This window comes from Pseudoalteromonas sp. FUC4 (assembly GCF_008370255.1).
Taxonomy (GTDB): domain Bacteria; phylum Pseudomonadota; class Gammaproteobacteria; order Enterobacterales; family Alteromonadaceae; genus Pseudoalteromonas.
Window position 1 is genome coordinate 179158 of sequence record NZ_SEUI01000006.1, and the last position, 22037, is coordinate 201194.

General features: G+C 40.8%; 21 protein-coding genes. 8 read left to right on the plus strand and 13 right to left on the minus strand.

The window, feature by feature from the left end; genetic code table 11:
* Positions 1-38: 38 nt before the first annotated feature.
* From EU510_RS16995 to gmk, 5 genes are all read right to left on the minus strand, one after another.
* Positions 39-1646, minus strand: a complete 1608-nt coding sequence (locus EU510_RS16995) for a DUF342 domain-containing protein (RefSeq protein ID WP_149594470.1) — start codon at positions 1644-1646, stop codon at positions 39-41.
* Between the two features lie 159 nt (positions 1647-1805).
* Positions 1806-2198 carry a RidA family protein gene (locus EU510_RS17000; RefSeq protein ID WP_149594471.1) on the minus strand — a complete coding sequence of 131 codons (393 nt, stop codon included), beginning with the start codon at positions 2196-2198 and terminating at the stop codon, positions 1806-1808.
* 12 nt (positions 2199-2210) lie between these two features.
* Complete coding sequence (gene spoT / locus EU510_RS17005; RefSeq protein WP_002958827.1) at positions 2211-4316, minus strand: bifunctional GTP diphosphokinase/guanosine-3',5'-bis pyrophosphate 3'-pyrophosphohydrolase; 2106 nt, start codon at positions 4314-4316, stop codon at positions 2211-2213.
* 387 nt (positions 4317-4703) lie between these two features.
* Positions 4704-4979: a DNA-directed RNA polymerase subunit omega gene (rpoZ, locus tag EU510_RS17010; protein ID WP_002958829.1), complete on the minus strand. Its 276-nt coding sequence runs from the start codon at positions 4977-4979 to the stop codon at positions 4704-4706.
* A 124-nt stretch (positions 4980-5103) separates the two neighbouring features.
* On the minus strand, positions 5104-5724 hold the full coding sequence (gmk, locus tag EU510_RS17015) for a guanylate kinase (RefSeq protein WP_149594472.1): 621 nt from the start codon (positions 5722-5724) through the stop codon (positions 5104-5106).
* A 249-nt stretch (positions 5725-5973) separates the two neighbouring features.
* Here gmk and EU510_RS17020 point away from each other — a divergent pair, with 249 nt between their 5' ends.
* Positions 5974-7449, plus strand: a complete 1476-nt coding sequence (locus tag EU510_RS17020; protein WP_149594473.1) for an NAD(P)H-hydrate dehydratase — start codon at positions 5974-5976, stop codon at positions 7447-7449.
* A 22-nt stretch (positions 7450-7471) separates the two neighbouring features.
* Here EU510_RS17020 and EU510_RS17025 read toward each other — a convergent pair whose 3' ends face one another.
* The 5 genes from EU510_RS17025 to EU510_RS17045 form a co-directional block, all read right to left on the minus strand.
* Positions 7472-7903, minus strand: coding sequence for a VOC family protein (locus EU510_RS17025; RefSeq protein WP_149594474.1), 432 nt, complete (start codon positions 7901-7903; stop codon positions 7472-7474).
* A 92-nt stretch (positions 7904-7995) separates the two neighbouring features.
* A complete protein-coding gene (locus EU510_RS17030) occupies positions 7996-8190 on the minus strand; it encodes a hypothetical protein (RefSeq protein ID WP_188085436.1) in 195 nt (64 codons plus the stop codon).
* Positions 8191-8413: 223 nt separating this feature from the next.
* Positions 8414-10063 (minus strand): chaperonin GroEL, encoded by a 1650-nt coding sequence (gene groL, locus EU510_RS17035; RefSeq protein WP_002958835.1) that lies wholly within the window; start codon positions 10061-10063, stop codon positions 8414-8416.
* Between the two features lie 48 nt (positions 10064-10111).
* Positions 10112-10399: a co-chaperone GroES gene (locus tag EU510_RS17040; RefSeq protein WP_002958836.1), complete on the minus strand. Its 288-nt coding sequence runs from the start codon at positions 10397-10399 to the stop codon at positions 10112-10114.
* Positions 10400-10509: 110 nt separating this feature from the next.
* On the minus strand, positions 10510-10986 hold the full coding sequence (locus EU510_RS17045; protein WP_002958838.1) for an FxsA family protein: 477 nt from the start codon (positions 10984-10986) through the stop codon (positions 10510-10512).
* Between the two features lie 178 nt (positions 10987-11164).
* Between EU510_RS17045 and cutA the strand changes: the two genes are divergently transcribed.
* The 5 genes from cutA to accC all read left to right on the plus strand — a co-directional run bounded on the left by cutA (position 11165) and on the right by accC (position 15866).
* On the plus strand, positions 11165-11485 hold the full coding sequence (gene cutA / locus EU510_RS17050) for a divalent-cation tolerance protein CutA (protein ID WP_002958839.1): 321 nt from the start codon (positions 11165-11167) through the stop codon (positions 11483-11485).
* Positions 11485-13314: a protein-disulfide reductase DsbD gene (locus EU510_RS17055; RefSeq protein ID WP_149594475.1), complete on the plus strand. Its 1830-nt coding sequence runs from the start codon at positions 11485-11487 to the stop codon at positions 13312-13314. Before cutA ends, EU510_RS17055 begins: the two co-directional genes overlap by 1 nt.
* Positions 13315-13542: 228 nt before the next feature.
* Positions 13543-13995 carry a type II 3-dehydroquinate dehydratase gene (gene aroQ / locus EU510_RS17060; RefSeq protein ID WP_149594476.1) on the plus strand — a complete coding sequence of 151 codons (453 nt, stop codon included), beginning with the start codon at positions 13543-13545 and terminating at the stop codon, positions 13993-13995.
* 38 nt (positions 13996-14033) lie between these two features.
* The gene (gene accB / locus EU510_RS17065; RefSeq protein WP_149594477.1) at positions 14034-14498 is read left to right on the plus strand and encodes an acetyl-CoA carboxylase biotin carboxyl carrier protein; all 465 of its coding nucleotides are present in this window, start codon (positions 14034-14036) and stop codon (positions 14496-14498) included.
* A 27-nt stretch (positions 14499-14525) separates the two neighbouring features.
* Positions 14526-15866 carry an acetyl-CoA carboxylase biotin carboxylase subunit gene (gene accC, locus EU510_RS17070; protein ID WP_149594478.1) on the plus strand — a complete coding sequence of 447 codons (1341 nt, stop codon included), beginning with the start codon at positions 14526-14528 and terminating at the stop codon, positions 15864-15866.
* A gap of 230 nt (positions 15867-16096) precedes the next feature.
* On the opposite strand, the gene EU510_RS17075 is transcribed toward accC, so the two are convergent.
* On the minus strand, positions 16097-16798 hold the full coding sequence (locus EU510_RS17075; protein ID WP_149594479.1) for a FadR/GntR family transcriptional regulator: 702 nt from the start codon (positions 16796-16798) through the stop codon (positions 16097-16099).
* A 199-nt stretch (positions 16799-16997) separates the two neighbouring features.
* On the opposite strand from EU510_RS17075, the gene EU510_RS17080 reads away from it, so the two are divergent.
* Positions 16998-17756, plus strand: coding sequence for an SDR family NAD(P)-dependent oxidoreductase (locus tag EU510_RS17080; protein WP_149594480.1), 759 nt, complete (start codon positions 16998-17000; stop codon positions 17754-17756).
* 3 nt (positions 17757-17759) lie between these two features.
* A complete protein-coding gene (locus tag EU510_RS17085) occupies positions 17760-18710 on the plus strand; it encodes a 2-dehydro-3-deoxygalactonokinase (protein WP_149594481.1) in 951 nt (316 codons plus the stop codon).
* Between the two features lie 62 nt (positions 18711-18772).
* On the opposite strand, the gene glpD is transcribed toward EU510_RS17085, so the two are convergent.
* On the minus strand, positions 18773-20278 hold the full coding sequence (gene glpD / locus EU510_RS17090; protein ID WP_149594482.1) for a glycerol-3-phosphate dehydrogenase: 1506 nt from the start codon (positions 20276-20278) through the stop codon (positions 18773-18775).
* A 211-nt stretch (positions 20279-20489) separates the two neighbouring features.
* Positions 20490-21989: a glycerol kinase GlpK gene (gene glpK, locus EU510_RS17095; RefSeq protein ID WP_149594483.1), complete on the minus strand. Its 1500-nt coding sequence runs from the start codon at positions 21987-21989 to the stop codon at positions 20490-20492.
* Between the last annotated feature and the right edge of the window lie 48 nt (positions 21990-22037).

Genomic DNA, 22037 nt, shown 5'->3' on the forward strand with positions numbered 1-22037 from the left:
CGTTAATTAATTTGAGTGCTCAATAGAGCACTCAGTTTTTAGCTTGTTTTAAACTCTATTTCAATTTTGTTATTCAAAAGTTTAACGTTGCAAGGAGGGTAATTGCGGATTGTTTTGAGCACTTTATCAAAAATATGAATTTCTACACCTGAATGCAAAACAGAATTTACCGCTAAATTAGCGTCGTTAAGCAAATCATGTAAGTCGTGATCTAAGTCTGAAAGACGTTTTTCTAACTGTTCTGCTTGCTCACAATAATGTTTTTGAGTAGCACCAATTTTAGTAATTAATATTTTCCTCTTTTCTACGTCAGCTACTAAACTTGTTTTCTCTAGCGCGGTTTGAAGTGTATCTAATTGCGAATCTGTTTTAGCTAAATCTTTAAAGCAGTTATCGGTATCTGCTGTTATTTCAGCACCAGAAGCCGCTAAATTAATAATCATTTTAGCACCTGATTCATTCCCTATTTCGCCAGCAATGAGGGTTGTTGCATCAAGTATTTCGCCACCAAATATTTTACCCTTAGGTAAGCCTGATTGACCAACTTGCAGTAAGCGTTTAGCTTTCATTACACAGTGGCTTGTTTGACGATCAATAAAAATATTATTTGCTTCTAGGTAGCAATACTGTGAATGAGAGACATGAATATCACCTCGTGCAATAAGCTTACAAGACAGTGATTGTTCGTCGGGTTTTTGATGGCCGATAATGCCTTGTTTAACAGTGATGTTTCCGCCTGCGGTAAGCTCCCCAGATTCAACAGTGCCAAATATAGTAATATCGCCTTTGGCTGTTACTTTCATACCAGGGTCTATATTGCGCGTAACAATAACACTGCCTTGAAAGTCAATATGGCCGCTTTTTACGTTTACATCTGAAATGGTAAAAATATCGTCGACACGCATACCATTATTAATTTCAACCGGAACACCTGCAATAGTAGAGACTAGTTCAAGCGGATTTAGCTTTGATATTTCGGTGCCTTCGCCTGCGACTAATTGTTTATTTTCTCCGGGTTTTGCGGGCAGTATGTCACCTATTACGGTAAAGCCTTCTTTACCAGGAGTTGCTGGTTGTTGGCGAATAAGCACAGAGCCTGGTTCTACGCTTGCAAGCTTGCCAAAGTCGCGCATATCCACGCTGCCATCTTCTTTGAGCTTGGGGGTTTTTAAGCGGTCTTTTAAAGTCTCTACGGTTGTTATTAGTTTTGTAGCTAAACCGTCGCTTGGAAGTCTGCCTTTAGCTAATACTCCTTTAACTACAGAACCCGCTGTGTTCTCAAATTGCTTTTGCAGTAACAGCTCTAAAAATGCTTGTTTATAGCCACGAACAATTCCTGCTTTAATAAGCTGTTTTTTTGCATCCTCTAGACTTAATAGCTTTCCGCCTTGGGCAAGTGTTAACTCGCCAATAGCCAGCATTTTATCGTCGCTAATAGTTACATTTAAAGTGGCATTGTGTTTTGTTGCTACAACCAAAGTGTGTTGTGTGTTTTCGTTTTTGAAAAAATCATTAATAGCATCATTATTTATTTTACAGTCGCAAAAAGCTGACTTTTCGAGAGCCTCTAAAATAAATGCAGCGCTGGGAGGAATATGTTCTTTTACATCAAGTAAAACATTTCCATTGTTAGCAAGCTTAAACACGAGTTAATCCTTTTTTACTACTTAAGTTAAGTTTGTTTTGTAAAACACAACCACAGATTCACAGATTGCTAGAAATTCACTTATGAGTCAAGAAGTCACAGAGAACGAAGTGCTAAGAGGAAAAGAAAGGCTATAGAGAGGCTCTATAGCCTGTAATACTTAATTGGTAGAAGGAAGTTCCATTATTCCATCTATTTCAACTTGTGCACCTTTTGGCAGTGCACGAACACCTAATGCAGCTCTCGCTGGGTAAGGTTGCTTAAAGTATTGGCTCATCACTTCATTTACAGTAGCAAAGTTAGATAAATCAGTTAGATAAATATTTATTTTCACTAAATCTTGAATTTGCCCGCCTGCTTCTTCACATACCGCAGTGATATTTTTAAATACCTGATGCGTTTGCTCACTAAAGTTTTCTGAAATCATTTCCATCGTTTCTGGCACTAATGGAATTTGACCAGATAAATAAACAGCAGTGCCTACTTTAACTGCTTGGCTGTAAGTGCCAATGGCAGCAGGTGCTTTGTCGGTAGAGATAAATGCTTTATTCATGTGTTTCCTATTTTACTTTTTACGATAGACTTTTTGTACATCAGGCATAACGCGAATGCGGCGCATGATGTTAGCAACGTGGATACGGTTTTTAACGGTAACCCCTAAATCTATCACGTATAAATTACTTTCTTTTTCATCGGTGGTAATTTCTACAATATTGGCCTGGGTTGTAGTAACAACATTGGTTAATTTAGCCAGAGCCCCCTGATGATTAATAATTTCAACTCTCAGAGCTGCAATATATTCTTTCTCTGGGTTGTCGTCCCACTTTACAACTAAGTATTTAGAACGCTCATTTTCCCAGCCACGGATATTTTTACATTCTTGGCGGTGAACGGTCAGGCCTTTACCTTGGCTTACATGAGCTGTAATAGCATCACCAGGTACAGGTCGGCAACACTTAGAGTAATTAACTAGCATGCCTTCAGTACCAATAATGGTCGCTTTAGCTTGGCTGGTAATATCAGTTAAGTCGTCACTGTCATTTTGTAATAGGCGTTTGGCAATTAACATACTCATTAGGTTACCAGAGCCAATTTCTACAAGTAATTCAAGAAGCGTTGTTAGTTCGTGCTCCTCAAGTACCCTTGCTATATTTTCATCAGCAATGCTATCTAGTTTATTCTCACCCAATGCCGAATCAAGTAAGCGGCGCCCTAAAAGCATAGCTTCTTCATGATGCTGGCTTCTAAGGTAATTACGAACGCCTAAACGCGCTTTACCAGTAACAATAAAGTTTAGCCATGTTGCATTAGGGTGAGCACCTGAGCTTGTTATTATCTCTATAGTTTGCCCTGTATCTAAGGGCCTACTTAAAGGATGAGGCTTGCGATTAACGCGCGCGCCTACACAGGTGTTGCCTACATCTGTATGCACGGCATAAGCAAAATCAACTGCGGTAGCACCCATTGGTAGCTCAACAATACGCCCATCTGGTGTAAATACGTAAATTTCTTCTGGGAATAGCTCAGTTTTTACATTTTCAATAAATTCAAATGATGAACCCGCACTTTGCTGAAGCTCTAATAAGCTCTGCATCCATTGGCGAGCACGTTGCTGTGAAGTATTACCTGCGCCATCACCTGCTTTTTTATACATCCAATGCGCCGCTACACCTTTGTCGGCCATATGATCCATATCGTGAGTACGAATTTGAATTTCAACAGGTATACCGTGTGGACCAACTAATGAAGTATGAAGCGATTGGTAACCGTTTGTTTTTGGTACTGCAATATAATCTTTAAAGCGTGTTTCAATAGGTTTATAAAGACTATGAGCTACGCCTAATACACGATAACAGGTATCCATAGAGTCAACTGCAATTCTAAACGCGTAAATATCCATAACTTCGTTAAATAGCAGTTCTTTATTAAGCATTTTTTTATAAATACTATATAAATGTTTTTCACGGCCTGACACAGTTGCTTTAATGCCTGATTCTTCAAGACGTGCTTCTATTTCATGTTGGATATTAGTAATAACTTCTTTGCGATTACCGCGTGCTTTAGCAACTTCCGATTTAAGTGCGCGATGACGCATAGGGTATAACGCTTGAAAACCTAAGTCTTCAAGCTCATTTTTAATATCGTGAATACCTAAACGGTTTGCAATTGGTGCGTAAATTTCTAGTGTTTCACGTGCAATTCTGCGGCGCTTATCTGGGCGTAAAGCGCCCAAAGTACGCATGTTGTGTGTTCTATCAGCAAGCTTGATTAAAATGACTCGAATATCCTGAGTCATTGCCATAATCATTTTGCGGTAGTTCTCAGCTTGGAATTCTTTTTTATCTTTAAAGCTAAGCTTATCGAGCTTACTCACACCTTCAACTAGTTCTGCAACAGTTTCGCCAAATATCTCGGCTAAATCTTGCTGACTAAAATCAGTATCTTCAATTACATCATGCATTAGCGCGGCCATGAGCGTTTCATGGTCAAGATGCATGCCTGCAAGAATTTGGGTTACTTCTACTGGGTGCGTTATGTAAGGTTCGCCACTCGAGCGAGTTTGTCCTTCATGGGCCTCTCGGGCTACCACGTAAGATTTTTGAACCAGCTCTACATCAGCAGCGGGCAAGTATTCTGAGATTTTCTTTTTAAGACCTTCAAAAAGATACATTCACACTCCAATGTTCTAGGGCCTGTTGACCTTTCAGGATTAAAATTTGTTCAATCTAGGGGCGATTTAATCGCGGCGCGAGATTTTTAGCCTAGCGGGCTAAGCAAAAATCGAGCAACAAAGAGTAAAGTGCCCCTAGGCAGAACCCTTTAGGCAGCGCATGTTTTGCATTTATGCTGCGTTATCGCCTATTTATGGGGAATAACCACACTACATAGGCTCTGCCTTGCCTAAATACCAAACATACTACTGCAAATTTAACCTCGAAAGATAAACAGCCCTAGTGAAGCAAATTAGGTAAGCTACGAATATACGATGAAAAGAGAGGATTGCCAACGGCTATAGTAGAAATACTGCGCCGTTGGCTAAATCAGACCGGGAGGTCGATTATTGGTTGCCACCAACAATAGCAGCAACAGCAGCTAATTCAGCTGCTTCTTGGTGTTGTTGTTCTTCACGGTCAATTAAGTCCATTGAAGAGCTATCAACTAAACCTAGTTCAATTTCACGTAAAGCAACTACCGTTGGCTTATCGTTTTCAGGGTCTACTAGTGGAGTTTTACCACCAACAGCAATTTGGCGGGCACGACGAGCCGCAACTAAAATTAAGTCAAAACGATTACCAACTGCATCTACTGCATCTTCAACTGTTACGCGGGCCATCACAGCACTCCAAAAATAATTTAAATCAAAGACGTAGTTTACTGCAAGCAGCCACTTTCGCCAATAGCCAGTGTTCAATTTTTATCAGTTTTACTTGTCTAAGCCTAATTTTAATGGACTTAAATTATTTAAGCAGGCTATTTAGTAAAACTTGATGGCGTTCTTCTTGCGCTTTTAGGGTTAAGCGCTGCGCCATTACAATCATTTCTATGTCGCCAAGCGCAGTCTCAAAGTCATCATTAACAATTACATAGTCGTATTCGTTATAATGTGATGTTTCAGATTGTGCTTTTGCCATACGAGAGGCAATAACCTCAGCCGAATCTTGACCACGATTATTTAAGCGTTGTTCAAGCTCTTCTTTTGAAGGAGGTAGTATAAAAATAGTTTTTACGCTTGGCATTATTTTGCGCACTTGTTGAGCGCCTTGCCAATCAATATCTAAAAACACGTCAATACCCGCATCAAGTTGCGACTCAATAGCCTGCTTTGATGTGCCGTAGTAATTGTCAAACACTTGGGCCCATTCAAAAAAGTCATCTTTGGCAATAAGCGCTTTAAATTCGTCTGTAGATGCAAAGTGATAATGCACACCATTTTCTTCACCTGGGCGAGGGGCGCGAGTTGTATGTGATACAGATACTTTCATATCTGCGTGTTTTTTTAATAACGCATTGATTAAGCTTGATTTACCAGCACCTGAAGGGGCTGACAAAATAAATAAGTTACCGCGAGTTTGTGCCATGCTTTTCTCTACCTAAAAATAAACAGGCTTGGGTTACAAGTAAACCAAGCCTTTAATTAACTGCATTGTACTTTAATTAGCTCACCTTGCTCAAGTTAGACGTGCTCATGTTGGTCATGTCCAAATTGGCTTGGGCGTATTTTGCTAAGTTAGATTTTAAATAAAATCGCAGTTTTAAATTGCCAACAGAACTAGCCGCTAGATATAAGTATTTGATAAGGTGAAGTATCACCTATTAAAGGAGCCTTTATGCTTAATAAAACCTTATTTACCGTACAACAAGTAAGAGATAATGAAGCTTTAGCGGCTAAAAATAGTCATTGCGATTTATTTACCCTAATGCAGCGAGCAGGAGAGGCTGTATATAAGCAATGGCAGTTATTTGATGCACAGCATACATTAGTCATTGTTGGTCATGGTAACAATGCTGGAGACGGTTACGTTGTAGCTAGGCTTATTATGCAATCAGGTAAAAAGGTAACGGTATGCGCAGCTGAACCTGATAAAGCATTAAACGGTGATGCTGCAAAAGCGCAGCAGCTATGGATAGAAGCGGGTGGGGTGGTTTCTCATTTTACAAAAGATGCTCTTAATGAGTGCGATATCGTTATTGATGCGCTCCTTGGTACTGGGCTTAATAGCGCCGTGCGCGATAATTTTGCGAATATAATTAACGCGGTAAATAACAGTGATAAGCCCGTAATAAGCATTGATATTCCATCAGGTATTGAAGCAAATACAGGCCAGCCTTTAGGATGCGCAGTACAAGCGACTTCAACCGTTACTTTTGTGGGTATAAAGCAAGGACTCACAACGACTGCAGGTAAACAATATACTGGTAAGTTAGTATTTGATGATTTAGCAATTGGTGATGCGTTTACCTGTATAGCTCAATCATCAGGGACCTTGATAAATATTAATAGCTTTAAAGGAATAGCCACGCGGGCAATCAATAGTCATAAAGGCAGCCATGGCAAGCTTTTATGTGTTGGTGGCAATCAAGGTACTGCAGGTGCAATTAGGTTAAGTAGCGAAGCCGCTCTTAGAGCGGGTGCTGGTATGGTAAGGGTGTATACACACGAAAGCTCAATAACGCCTATTAGTATTGGCAGACCAGAACTTATGGTAAGCAGTAATAACTTACATCAAGCGTTAGAGTGGGCAAGCTGCGTTGTTATTGGCCCAGGGCTTGGGCAAGACGAGTGGGCACAACAAACATTCGATGAAGTAATGCAATATTGCCAAAACAATAAAATGCCATTGGTTATAGATGCAGATGCGCTTAACTTACTCGCTAAGCAAGCTTCATCATATATGTTAGATAAATGTGTACTTACGCCACACCCAGGCGAAGCTTCGCGACTGCTAAGTGTTAGCACCAGCGACATAGAATCAGACCGCTTTAATTATGCCCGCCTTTGCGCCAAGCGCTATAACGCGACTTGTGTATTAAAAGGCGCTGGAACATTAATAGATAATGCCCAGCACACGTGGGTATGTGAAGATGGCAACCCGGCACTGGCCGTCGGCGGCAGTGGTGATGTACTTACTGGTATTATTGGTGCATTACTCGCTCAAGGTTTAAGTATTGATGAAGCAGCACGCTATGGTGTAACACTGCACGCTAAAGCAGGTGATATCGCCAGTGAGCGAGATGGGCAAAGGGGCATGCTACCCAGTGATTTATTCGCAATCGTAAGAGAGTTAGTTAATAAAGTGACGTGAGTTTAAGCGCTGCTTTTCATTACTAATTATTAAGCTGTAATAAATCCCATTTTGTACCATATAGGTCTTCAAAAACCACTACGGTGCCATAGGGTTCTACTCTAGGCTCTTCGTTAAATGTAACGCTTTTAGAAAGCATTAAATTATAATCTCGCCAAAAGTCATTGGTATGCAAAAATAAAAACACGCGACCACCCGTTTGATTACCAATAGCGCTCATCTGTTCGGGCGTTGTGGCTTTAGCAAGCAGTAAACTAGTCCTGCTCGAATTAGTCCCATTTGAACAAGCCCCGTTTGAATTTGGAGGTGAAATTAACACCCAGCGTTTACCATCCCCTAAATCAGTATCCTCGACTAATTCAAAATTTAGCTTTTGAGTATAAAACTCAATGGCATCGTCGTAGTCCTTAACAACTAATGCAATGCTGCCGATATGCTGTTGAACGTTAGCCATGTTTGGTTTACTTCGTACTATTAAATAAATGTACTTTTTATTATATTAGTTAGCGACTTAGCAGGGTATATGCCCGCAGTATATGATATTAATTAACTTGCGAGTTCGTCTTCATCATCGGGTGGATCACCTGAGTCTTCTTTGCGTTTTCTTTGTTCTTGTTTTGCTTTTTGTACATTTTCGTAGGTAGGTGGCGGAATGGGCATCAGTGAAATAAGCGGAAAGAATGCTAAAAATAAATAAGCCCCCTTAGACATACTTTTACCCCACGTGACCATTTTGAGCATAGCCCAAACTACGAATGAAAATAACCCAGTCACAAGGGCAACAAAAACAAAGAAGATGAATATTGTGTTATTACTTAATAAATCCATTTAATATAAATCTTAGTTATACGTAACTTAGATGTGGGTATAAATTGAGCAATAGCAATAGAATTAGTATTAAAAAGCAAAAAACCAGCCGAAGCTGGTTTTTTATATAAGCGAGGTGCTTAAACGGTGATGTTTATTACATCATGCCGCCCATACCACCCATTCCGCCCATGCCACCCATATCAGGTGCACCAGCAGATTCATCTTTAGGGATTTCAGCTACCATTGCTTCAGTAGTGATCATTAGACCCGCAATTGACCCTGCAAACTGTAGCGCAGAGCGTGTTACTTTAGTTGGATCTAGGATACCCATTTCAATCATGTCGTTGTATTCGCCAGTTGCTGCGTTGTAACCGTAGTTACCGTCGCCGCCTTTAACTGCGTTAATTACAACTGATGCTTCGTCGCCTGCGTTTGTTACGATTTGACGAAGTGGTGCTTCCATCGCACGAAGTGCAACTTTAATACCGTGGTTTTGATCTTCGTTGTCGCCAACTAAATCAACTAGCTTGCTAGCAGCACGTACAAGTGCAACACCGCCGCCAGGTACTACGCCTTCTTCAACCGCTGCACGAGTTGCATTTAATGCATCTTCAACGCGGTCTTTTTTCTCTTTCATTTCGATTTCAGTAGCAGCACCTACTTTGATTACTGCAACACCGCCAGCTAGTTTAGCCATGCGCTCTTGAAGTTTTTCTTTATCGTAGTCTGATGTAGCTTCTTCAATTTGTGCTTTAATTTGAGAAACACGACCAGTAATACCCGCTTCTTCACCAGCACCGTCAATGATAGTTGTATCATCTTTAGTGATAATTACGCGTTTAGCTGTACCTAGGTCTTCAACTGTTGCTTTTTCAAGCTCTAAGCCGATTTCTTCAGAAATAACAGTGCCGCCAGTTAATACAGCGATATCTTGTAGCATTGCTTTACGACGATCGCCAAAGCCAGGTGCTTTAACAGCTGATACTTTAACAATACCGCGCATGTTATTAACTACTAATGTAGCTAGTGCTTCGCCTTCAAGGTCTTCTGCGATGATTAGTAGTGGTTTGCTTGCTTTAGCAACCGCTTCTAATGTTGGTAATAATTCGCGGATGTTAGATATTTTTTTATCTACAAGTAGAATAAATGGGTTATCTAGTTCAACAGTGCCTTTTTCTGGGCTGTTGATAAAGTAAGGAGATAAGTAACCACGGTCAAACTGCATGCCTTCAACAACATCTAGTTCGTTTTCAAGTGATTGACCTTCTTCTACAGTAATAACACCACTGTTACGGCCTACTTTTTCCATTGCTTGTGCAATGATGTTACCAATCTCTTGATCAGAGTTAGCTGAAATAGTGCCTACTTGTGCAATTGCTTTTGTATCAGAACAAGGAACAGATAATGCTTTAAGCTCTGCAACAGCAGCAATAACTGCTTTGTCGATGCCGCGCTTAAGATCCATTGGATTCATGCCTGCTGCAACAGCTTTAAGGCCTTCATTAACAATAGACTGTGCAAGTACTGTAGCGGTAGTTGTACCATCGCCGGCTGCATCATTTGCTTTAGATGCAACTTCTTTAACCATTTGTGCGCCCATGTTTTCAAACTTGTCTTCAAGTTCGATTTCTTTTGCTACAGATACACCATCTTTAGTGATAACTGGAGAGCCAAATGATTTGTCTAGTACAACGTTACGGCCTTTAGGACCTAATGTAACTTTTACTGCGTTTGCCAGGATGTTTACGCCAGTTAGCATTTTAGCGCGTGCGTCACCTGCAAAAAGTACTTCTTTTGCTGCCATGTTTTAAATTCCTCTAAATTCTTGAATGTTTATAAACGAAAAGTAGGTTTAGCCTACAATGCCTAAAATATTATCTTCACGCATGATCAGGTACTCTTGACCTTCGATCTTTTCAACTTTTTCAACATATGAGCCAAATAACACAGTGTCACCGGCTTTAACTTCTAACGCTCTCACGTCACCGTTATCTAAAACGCGACCATTACCTACGGCTACAACTTCTCCGCGAGTTGATTTTTCAGCTGCAGAGCCAGTTAATACAATACCGCCAGCAGATTTTGTTTCTTCTTCTAGACGTTTAACGATTACGCGATCTTGTAAAGGACGAATGTTCATGTTTTTTAGTTCTCCTAACAGTTTCTGAACAGTACAGAAAAAAGCTTTTCTAATTTGCATTCATTAATGGGGGTAGAGTGAAAAATTCCAAGAGAAAAAATGATAAATTTTTAATCTTTTCTCTCATACTCGCCATCAATAGTCGTTGGTCGTTCCATTTGCCCTTGCTCTCGTTCAGCATGTTGCTGGCCAGCGAACGGCGATGGCCCTTGTTGCCTACCTGCGCTCATTCTAACAGTTGCTTGACTAGCAAGGCCTGCGGCCAGTTTGTTACGAATTGCAGGCGTTAATAATAGTAACCCAAACACGTCGGTCATAATGCCAGGAGTAAGTAATAATACCCCTGCAATTACAACGCATATTCCGGTAAATAATTCTTTGGCTGGCATTTGCCCTTGCGCCATTTGCGCTTGTACGTTTTGCAGCGCACCCATACCTTGTGTTTTAACCATTTTGGCACCCAAAATCGCGGTAATAACAACAAGTGCAATTGTTGCAAATCCGCCAATCACATCGCTTACTTGAATCAGTAAGGCGATTTCGATAATAGGGATGATGATAAACAACACAAATAAAAATCTAAACATAGCGCTCTCTAAATAATGACACTCAAAAGAGTTGATGAAATATAAATGAGGGTGACTAGGTCTCTTTTCAAGGTTAGGGCATAGGTATAGTCATTTTACTGATATTTAAGCGTCTACACATTGTATCGGCTATCAGATACTATGAAGCTAGACACTGTCCAATAAGAATAGGTTCATAATGACTACGCATTTTAAAATGATTTTTACGACTTGCAAAGACGAAGCAGAAGCACGCAGCCTAGCAAGGGCGTTGGTAGAAAAAAAGCTAGCAGCTTGTGTAAATATTTTACCTAACATGGGCTCTATTTATATGTGGGAGGGTGAAGTAGCAGAAGCAACTGAAGCCAAGCTACTTATAAAAACAAAAGCAGATAAAATGAACGATGTGTTTTTAACAATAAAAGAGCTACATAGCTACGAAGTGCCGGAGATTCAGGTTGTAGAAGTTTCAACAGGTAATTTGGCGTATTTTAATTGGATGGACGAGGTACTGAATTAATGCGTTTTTTCTTTTTATTGTTGGTTACATTATTAACCGTACCCGTAAAGGCTGCGACTAATAATGTGCTTGGTGATCTACTTGGGCCTCCGCAACAGACTTTTTTACCTGTAGACCAAGCGTTTGTTTTTGATTTTGACCAACAAGGCAGTACCTTGTTTGTAGGTTGGGATATAGCGCCAGACTATTATTTATATAAAAAGAAAATAGAAATTATCGCCAAAGGTGCAAACATTCAAGTAGGCGACTCTGGCAGTGGCGAAATTATTGAAGATGAATTTTTTGGCAAAACAGAGGTTTTTTTTAATTCCGCGAGTGTTATTAGTAAGCTAAGTAATGTAACCGAAGGCGCTGTGGTTAAAGTTCGTTACCAAGGCTGTGCAAAAGCAGGGCTTTGCTATCCACCAGAAGTAATCAGCATCCCATTTAGTGTTATTAGTGGTGCACAGGTTAAAAATGTAGACCAAAATAACACTACAGATGAAGCAGCAACTGCGCAAAGTACATTTGCAGCACTCAACGAGCCGGCTACTGAACCTACAATAAATTCGGATGATGCCGAAAAAGAACTCACCTTTACTGAGCAGTTAGCAAGTCAGAGCTTAATAACTAATTTACTCATATTTTTTGTAGTAGGCGTAGGCCTTGCTTTTACGCCTTGCGTATTTCCAATGTTTCCTATTTTATCGAGCTTAATTGCGGGTCAGCAAAACCTTTCAACTAAAAAAGCGTTTGCACTATCGTTTGTATATATACAAGGCATGGCAGTTACCTATGCAGCACTAGGCTTAGTTGTTGCGGCGCTTGGTGGGCAAGTGCAGGGATATTTACAGCATCCATTTGTATTAGTTAGCTTTAGTTTATTGTTTGTATTATTGGCTATGTCGATGTTTGGTTGGTACGAAATAAAACTGCCAAGCAGTATGATGAGCAAGTTAACTCAGGTAAGTAACAATCAAAAAGGCGGCAACTACGTTGGTGTATTTTTAATGGGTGTACTGTCGGGGTTAATAGCATCACCTTGTACTACCGCGCCACTGTCGGCTGCACTATTATTTGTAGCGCAAAGTGGCGATTATTTAGTGGGCGGTTTAACACTTTATGTGCTTAGTTTAGGCATGGGATTACCACTGTTATTACTGGGTACATCTGGCGGTAAACTACTGCCTAAAGCAGGTGGTTGGATGGAGCAAGTTAAAACCTTGTTTGGCTTTGTAATGCTTGTTGTGCCGCTTATATTACTTGAGCGACTAGTAAGCGCCGACATTATATTATTAATGGCAGGTGTACTTGCATTAGCAACAGCACTTTACCTACATCATTGGCAAAGCAGTCAAACGCAAAGCAAATTAAAAACTGCATTATGGTTTGCTGCAACGCTGTTAGTTATTACAGGGTTTACGTTAACTAAAAACTACTTTTGGCCAGTACAAACTGTGCAGGTAAGCTCGCAAAGTAATGAGTTTAAAAAGGTGGCTGATTTAGCTGAACTAAAAGAAGCAGTCGCACAAGCAAACGACGAAGGTCGAATGGTTATGGTCGATTTATATGCCGACTGGTGTGTGGCGTGTAAAGAGTTTGAGCATTACACGTTTCCTGATGCCAAAGTGCAAAGTGAGTTTAGCCATTATCAGCTAATTCAAGTTGATTTAACTAACAGTGATAATAAAACAATTGAGCTAATGGAAGAGTACACCGTGTTTGGTTTACCTAGTATTTTGTTTTTTAACACCCAAGGTAAAGAGTTAACTACACAACGTGTAACCGGCTTTTTAAACGCAGAAGATTTTGCTAAACACCTTGCTACAGTGCGCGCCAGCGCACAATAATAGTGCAATAGAGCCACTTGAATATACCAAGTGGCTTACGACTCCCTCCTGGTTATTTGTTCCCAAAATAGAGATTGGACCAGTATTTTGCTGCTATTTACATCGAAATCACTATAATAGTTGGTTAACGTGAGAATTTGTTGCTACATTACTTTTTTCTGCTTACTTAAAAGCGAAAAACTACTTAGCAACCGCTTAACTCATTACTTATAGGATATATCGCGTATTATGGCTGCAAAATTTAACCTTTTAGTTATAAATGGTCCAAATTTGAACATGCTTGGCAAACGTGAACCGGATAAATACGGTTTTCAAACGCTAAGTGAGATTATGGAGGAGCTAACCAGTGCTGCTGATAGTCTAGATGTTGAGTTAACGCATTTTCAAAGTAATAGTGAGCAAGCCCTCATTGAGCGAATACACAGTGCTTGGCAAGCGGTTGATTACATAATAATTAACCCTGCTGCATTTACGCATACAAGCGTTGCATTACGTGATGCATTGCTAAGTGTTGATATTCCGTTTTTTGAAGTGCACTTAAGTAATGTGCACGCACGTGAAGCCTTTCGTCATCATTCGTATTTTTCTGATGTGGCACAAGGCGTGATATGTGGATTAGGTGCAATGGGTTACCACGCAGCATTAAATGCAGCTGTGAGCCGGTTGAAAAACTCGATTTAATTTTAAATTAACACACAAATAAACAGGCGGGTCGTGTAATGGATATTCGCAAGATAAAGAAGCTTATCGAATTAGTTGAAGAATCAGGTATTGCTGAACTAGAAATCACTGAAGGTGAAGAATCAGTACGTATTAACCGTAACAATATGAGCGCAGGCCCTGGTTACCCGCAATTTGCTCCACAGCAATATGCACCAGCGCCAGCAGCCCCAGCTCCAGTTGCAGCCGCTCCTGTAGCAGTTGAAGCAGCAGCTCCAGCAGAACCTACTGGCCATCAAGTTAAATCACCAATGGTTGGTTCTTTTTACTCAGCTGCGTCTCCTGAAGCTCCAGCGTATGTAGAAGTTGGTCAGCAAGTTAAAGTTGGCGATACGCTTTGTATTATCGAAGCTATGAAAATGATGAACCAAATTGAGTCAGATAAAGCCGGTACAGTAAGAGCTATCTTAGCTGAAAATGGCGAGCCAATAGAATTTGATCAACCTCTATTCATCATTGAATAATAGCGTAACCTAAAAAGGCCAACTCTAATGTTAGATAAAGTAGTCATTGCAAACCGAGGTGAAATTGCACTTCGTATATTGCGCGCCTGCAAAGAGCTTGGGATCAAAACGGTTGCTGTGCATTCAACGGCGGATCGCGATCTTAAGCATGTATTGCTTGCAGATGAAACCATCTGTATTGGTAGACCATCAGCAACTGAAAGTTATTTAGATATTCCGCGCATTATTGCTGCGGCTGAAATAACTGACGCTGTAGCGATTCATCCAGGTTACGGTTTCCTTGCAGAAAACGCTGATTTTGCCGACCAAGTTGAGCAAAGTGGTTTTGTATTTATTGGTCCAAAAGGTGACACTATTCGCCTTATGGGTGATAAAGTTTCTGCTATTTCAGCAATGCGTAAAGCAGGCGTTCCATGTGTACCTGGCTCTGACGGTCCGGTATCAGATGATAAAGAACGTAACATGCAAATCGCTAAGCGTATCGGTTATCCGGTAATCATCAAAGCCGCTGGTGGTGGTGGTGGTCGTGGTATGCGTGTTGTTCGCAGCGAAGCTGAACTTATTGATTCAATTGCATTAACACAGCAAGAAGCTAAGCAGTTCTTTGGTAATAGCATGGTTTACATGGAAAAATTCCTTGAAAACCCACGCCATATCGAAGTTCAAGTATTAGCTGACGGCCAAGGTAATGCAGTACATTTAGGTGAACGTGATTGTTCTATGCAACGTCGTCACCAAAAAGTAGTTGAAGAAGCTCCAGCACCAGGAATTACTGCCGAAACGCGTAAATTCATTGGCGAGCGCTGTACTCGAGCATGTATCGAAATTGGATACCGTGGTGCAGGTACATTTGAGTTTTTATACGAAAACGGCGAGTTTTACTTCATCGAAATGAATACACGTATTCAGGTTGAACACCCAGTAACCGAAATGGTTACTGGTATTGATTTAGTGAAAGAGCAGTTAAAAATTGCAGCGGGTCAGCCTTTATCATTCACTCAAGACGACGTTGTTATTCGTGGTCATGCTATTGAGTGTCGTATCAATGCTGAAGACCCTGAAACGTTTATCCCTTCACCGGGTAAAATTACACGTTTCCATCCTGCTGGTGGTTTAGGTATTCGTTGGGACAGCCATATTTACGCTGACTACACGGTTCCACCACATTACGATTCAATGGTTGGAAAGTTAATTACTTACGGTGAAAACCGTGACGTAGCTATTGCCCGCGCGCGCAATGCACTTAACGAGCTAGTAATTGACGGAATTAAAACTAATACTCCTTTGCATAAAAGAATTCTTGCAGATGAAAACTTCCAAAATGGTGGTACTAACATCCACTATCTTGAGAAGAAATTAGGATTATAATTCGAGCCTAAGAAGGTGCTTAATCAGAACGATTGATCTGATTTGAGTAATTAAAAATCCGATATCAGGTGACTGATATCGGATTTTTTAATGCCTATAATACCAATCCTCAAAATAGATCACTTAATTAAGTGAATTGGTATAATTTAAGCCTTATAGGCATTAAAAAGCCCATCGAATGTACTACAAAGAGTAAATTTGATGGGCTTAATATTTATACAAGATGCTTATTAAACTAATTTAGATTCAATTAACTGTAGTGCTTCTTCTAAAATTGTTTCTACTGCTTTTTTAGCGCGTTCAGGGTCGCGTGACTTTATGGTCTCTAAAATATCAGCATGCTTAGCAACATCTGCACCCGGTACACCTTTAATGTGGTTTGTATAACGAATACTTACTCTAAGGGCTGTACTAATAAACTCAGTTAACTGCACAAAAAAGCGATTGTTACTGGCCACTAATATGCTGGTATGAAAAGCAATGTCGGCTTCTAGTGGGTCGTCTAAGCCTTCGTCTGCTTCAGCCATACGGGCTAAGGCATTATCTATATCAGCGAGTTGTTCAGCTGTTGCATTTAGCGCTGCAAGAGCCGCCGCTTGTGGTTCAAGGGCTACGCGTACTTGAGTAAACTCTTTTAATAACGACAGTGATGGCTTACTGCTTAAAATCCAACGTAGTACGTCGGTATCAAACATGTTCCAGCTGCTTTCAGGTAATACTCGAATACCCTGCTTAGGACGCGACGAAATTAACCCTTTAGCAGAGAGCATTTTTACCGCTTCGCGGGTAGCGCTGCGACTTACATCATACTTTATACATAAATCGGCTTCAGAAGGCAGGCCTTCGCTTACAGGGTAAACACCACGCACAATAGCAAAACCCAAATCGTGGGTTAATTGTTGTGTTAAATTTTGACGGGGTTGGCTTTTCATTGCGCAGGATTCCGAGTTGATATATTGCTTTATTATATATCATATATCATATTAATGTACTTAAGGATATGATATAAACTTTTAATTAGTTAAATATTTTAGCACAGCAATAACAACTTAGTTTGGCTCTTTATACTGTAAGTGTAAGTTTAGAAAGAGTTTAAATAAAATTGAAAATGCGCTGTATGGAGAGTTGAATTTGAACACCCTAGCTCAATATCATAGTCTTTCTGGTAAAGTTATTTTTATTACAGGCGGTGCATCAGGCATTGGCAGAGCAATGGTTGAATCCTTTGTAAACCAAAATGCAAAAGTAGCATTTATCGATATTGATGATAAGGCAGCGCAATCGCTTATCCGTGATTTACCCAATTCAAAACTATGGTATAGGCAAGTTGATGTAACTGACTCTCATGCACTTCAGCAATCACTTGTGGATGCATGCGCCGCTTTTGGTGCCATTAATGTACTAGTTAATAATGTGGCGAACGATCGCCGCCAAGCAAGCGAAGACGTTACAGTGCAAGATTGGGATCAGTGCTTACAAATAAACTTAAACCCTGCATTTTTTGCCTCTCAAGTTGCTATGTCTTTTATGAAGGACGACGGAGCGGGCAGTATCATTAACTTTAGTTCTATTAACGCTATTATGGGACAACCTCAAATGGCAGGCTATGTAACCGCAAAGGCAGGCCTAATAGGTATGACTAAGGCACTGGCTCGCGATTACGGCGAGTTTGGTATTCGCGTTAACGCTATTTTACCAGGGTGGGTGGCTACCGACCGCCAACTAGCAAGCTGGTTTACCGAAGAAGAGCAAGTTAAGTGGATGGAAGCCATGGCGCTTAAAAAATTAGTAACCCCTGAAGATGTTGCTAATTTGGCACTCTTTTTAGCCGCCGATGAAAGCAGTATGATCACCGGGCAAAGTATTAAAATTGACGGTGGGAGGCTTTAAAGCTTGGCTACTTCATCTCTTTTTATTGCTGTTGACTGGGGCACGAGCCATTTACGCGCTTATTTGTGCGAAGTACAAGCGCAATCAACACTTAAATTATTAGCACAACGTGATGGCCCTGGCGTTGTTAAGGCAAATCAAAATTTTGAGCAAACCCTAATCGACACGATTGCAGTGTGGAAGCAAGAATATGGCAGCTTACCTATATATATTGCTGGTCAAATTACCTCAAGTATCGGCTGGCACGAAACGCCTTATTTAGAATGCCCAATTAATCCCGAAGGGTTACTTAATGCTGCTGTTAGCTTTGGTTGCGATGGGCATACTATTAAAGCGTTACCTGGCACAAAGTGTACGCTGCAAAATGGCCTATTTGATGTAATGCGCGGCGAAGAGCTGCAAATTTTAGGGTTTTTAAAACAAAATCCAGAGTATCAACAAGGTAAAATATTATTATGCTTGCCTGGTACACATACCAAATGGGTGCTTATAAACAATGGCGAAATTATTTGCTTTAAAACAGCTATGACTGGTGAGTTATATGATTTGTTATGTCATCAAAGTGTTTTAATTCCTAACGACTGCGCAGAAGGTGAGTTTGACTTTAAAGCATTTGAGCAAGGCTGTGAGCTAACTTTAGGTAGTGATAGCGGTAATTTGGCACATGGTATTTTTAGTGTGCGTACCCGCCAGCTTTCAAAGGAGTTAACGCCAGTACAAGCTAAAGCCTATTTGTCGGGTGTATTAATTGGCAGCGATGTACGAGCAGCTCGCCACGCTAGCGAATGGCAATTATTGAGTGATACGCAAGTTGTAGTGATTGGCACTAAGCAGCTGAATAAGTGTTTTACTACGGCGCTTAACCAAATAGGTGTGAAGTGTGTTGAGTTTGATATTAAAACAGCCACTTTGAGCGGTTTTAATTACCTTTTTAATTTAGAGTCAAAAAAATAAACCCCTTTATAACGATTAAATTATAAAGGGGTTAACGGGAAGCTGTTATAGCAGCAATGTAATTAAGCGCTTATAGCTGCTTGCTTATTATCAATGTATTGATTAAGCGTTGCTACTTGCGCATCATTAAAGCGTAGCCCTAATTTGCTGCGGCGCCACAAAATGTTGTAAGCATTTTCTGCCCACTCTTCATTTAGCAAGTAATCTACTTCTGCTGCAAATAAGCCATGGCCAAAGTCTTGGCCTAAATCACTGAGCTGTGTTGCACTACCTAAAATTAGTTTTGCACGAGTTCCGTAAGTACGTACAAAGCGTTTAAGAGTCACTTCTGGCAACCAACTGTAAGCAGTATTAAGTTCAGACTTAAGCGCTTCTACCGAGCTAAAGTCTCCACCAGGAAGCGCACTGTGCTTCGTCCACGCTTCACTCATTTGCGGGTAAAAGTCTTCAAGCTTATTAACCGCAGCTTCGGCTAGTTTGCGATAAGTTGTAATTTTTCCGCCAAACACACTCAGTAGAGGTGTTTGCTTAGCATCACTCGAAAGCTCTAATTTATAATCGCGAGTAACGGCTTGTGCATTAACTGATTCGTCATCAAGTAATGGGCGTACACCGGAGAAGGTATGTACTATGTCTTCGCGTTTAATTGGTTGTTTAAAGTAGGTATTAGTAATATCAATTAAGTAATCAATTTCTTCATCACTAATTTTAACGTCTTGTGCTTCACCTTTGTGCTCTACATCAGTTGTGCCAATAAGTGAGAAGTCATCCTCAAACGGAATAACAAACACAATACGCTGATCTTTATTTTGTAAAATGTACGCTTGTTTTTCATCATGAATACGTGGCACCACAATGTGACTGCCTTTAACAAGGCGAATATTTTGTGGTGATTTTTCAATAAGTGCTTCGTCAAATAACTTAGCAACCCAAGGCCCCGCAGCATTAACTATACCCTTAGCCGAAATAGTGTATTCAGTTTTACTGCTTTGTTGCTCTAACGTTACTTGCCATTTGCCTTGCTCGCGTTTCGCGTTTACGCACTTAGTTTGCGTAGCAATGGTAGCGCCTTTATTTTGAGCAGCCAGCGCGTTTAAAATAACTAAGCGAGAATCATCAACCCAGCCATCTGAGTATTCAAAACCTTTGGTGATAGAGGGTTCTAAAACGCTATTTTCACCAAACTTAATGCTTCGAGAACCAGCAAGTGTTTCGCGTTTTGCTAGGTTGTCATACATAAACAAGCCAATGCGAATCATCCACGCAGGGCGCAGGTGCTTTTGATGTGGCAATCTAAAAGTAAGCGGCCACATAATGTGAGGTGCGTTTTTAAGTAGCACTTCTCGTTCTGCTAGGGCTTCTTTTACTAATCTAAATTCGTAGTGCTCAAGGTAGCGCAGACCGCCGTGGATCAGCTTAGAACTGTTTGAAGATGTTGCACAGGCAAGGTCTGATTGTTCGCACAATAGAACTTTTAACCCTCTGCCTGCTGCATCAGCTGCTATTCCAGTGCCGTTTACACCGCCACCGATGACTAGTAAGTCATATTCGTTATCTGCTAATTCCACCGAGCTAACCTTTTTATTTGTAATATAAATAAGACATAAGCATCATAAAGCTGCTGTTTTCATTTGACAATAGAAAACCCAGTTTTTATTCGTTAATTGGTGACGCCAATCCATTTTCAATTTAAAGCAGTAAAGCATGCCTTTTAAATCTAGTACTTAGCTAAGTTAAAAAAGCAAAGTGGCTAAAGTACAGGCTTTAGCCACTTAGTATTTACTGCGGGCAGTTTTTATTCGTTAAGCAGACTTGAGCTACGCAGTGCTGCCATTTTGCGTATAGATCGTTACGCTCGTCGGCACTCATGGTAGGCTCAAAGCGACGGTCGCATGTCCACATTTTAGATAACTGTTCAGTCGACTCGTACACACCTGCTTGTAAGCCCGCTAAATAAGCGACTCCTAAAGAAGTGGTTTCGGTCACTGTTGGTCGCTCAACTGTTGCACCTAAAATATTTGATAAGAAGGTCATAACCCAATTATTTTTTACCATACCGCCATCTACACGAAGCACACTTGGGCGAAGGCCATCACGCTCCATCGCTTTTTGTAAATCTTTGGTCTGGTAGCCAACAGATTGCAGCGCTGCAGCTACTATGGTGCTAATACCTGAGTCGCGTGTTAGCCCTAAAATAGCGCCGCGTGCATTTGGGTCCCAATAAGGTGCACCTAAACCCGTAAACGAAGGCACTAAAAATACACCATGGTCGAGGGGGACATCTTTAACCATCGACTCACTTTCGCCAGCATGACTAAGTAGTTTTAAGCCTTCCACAATCCACTGCATAGTCGCGCCTGCCATAAATATACTGCCTTCAATGGCGTAAGTTGGTTTGCCGTTTAGTCTATAGGCAACAGTAGTCAGTAAGCGGTTTTCTGAGGTAAGTGCTTTTTCGCCGGTGTTAAGCATTAAAAAACAGCCAGTACCGTAGGTACTTTTAGCCATGCCTTGCTCAAAACATGCGTGGCCAACAAGGGCTGCCTGTTGATCGCCTGCAATACCACATACGCGAATTGGCGCGCCAAAAATATCAGCGCTGGTTGAGCCAAATTCATCAGCTGAATCCATTACTTCTGGAAGCATAGATTCTGGAATATCGAATAACTCTAAAAGCTCTTGATCCCACTGCTGGGTATGAATATTAAATAACATGGTGCGCGATGCATTGGTTGCATCTGTGCGATGCTCTTTTCCGCCAGTTAGTTGCCAAAGCAAGTAAGTGTCAACAGTACCGAAGGCGAGCTCACCTGCAAGGGCTTGTTCGCGTGCGCCTTCAACGTTATCTAAAATCCAGCGAACTTTAGTGGCCGAAAAATAAGGGTCGAGCAGTAAGCCTGTTTTATCGCTTATCGTTTGGCAAAGCTCATCGGTCGTTAAGCTTTCGCAGTAGTCGCTGGTGCGTCTATCTTGCCAAACAATCGCGTTATAAATAGTTTTGCCTGTTTTTTTATTCCACACCAAAGTGGTTTCGCGTTGGTTAGTGATACCAATGGCAATAATTTCTTCAGGTTTTACATCATTTTTAGCGAGTACTTCGCGACTGGTGCTAAGCACTGTTTGCCAAATATCGTTAGGATCGTGTTCAACCCAGCCATTTTGTGGAAAATGCTGCGAAAATTCTTGTTGTGCTGTACCAAAAACGTCTGCATCTTTTGTAAACAAGATGGCCCGAGAGCTTGTGGTTCCTTGATCAATTGAGAGTATGTATTTGGACATGATATTTGTGTTATTTATCTTATCTTATATATGACTAGATTGCCTTTA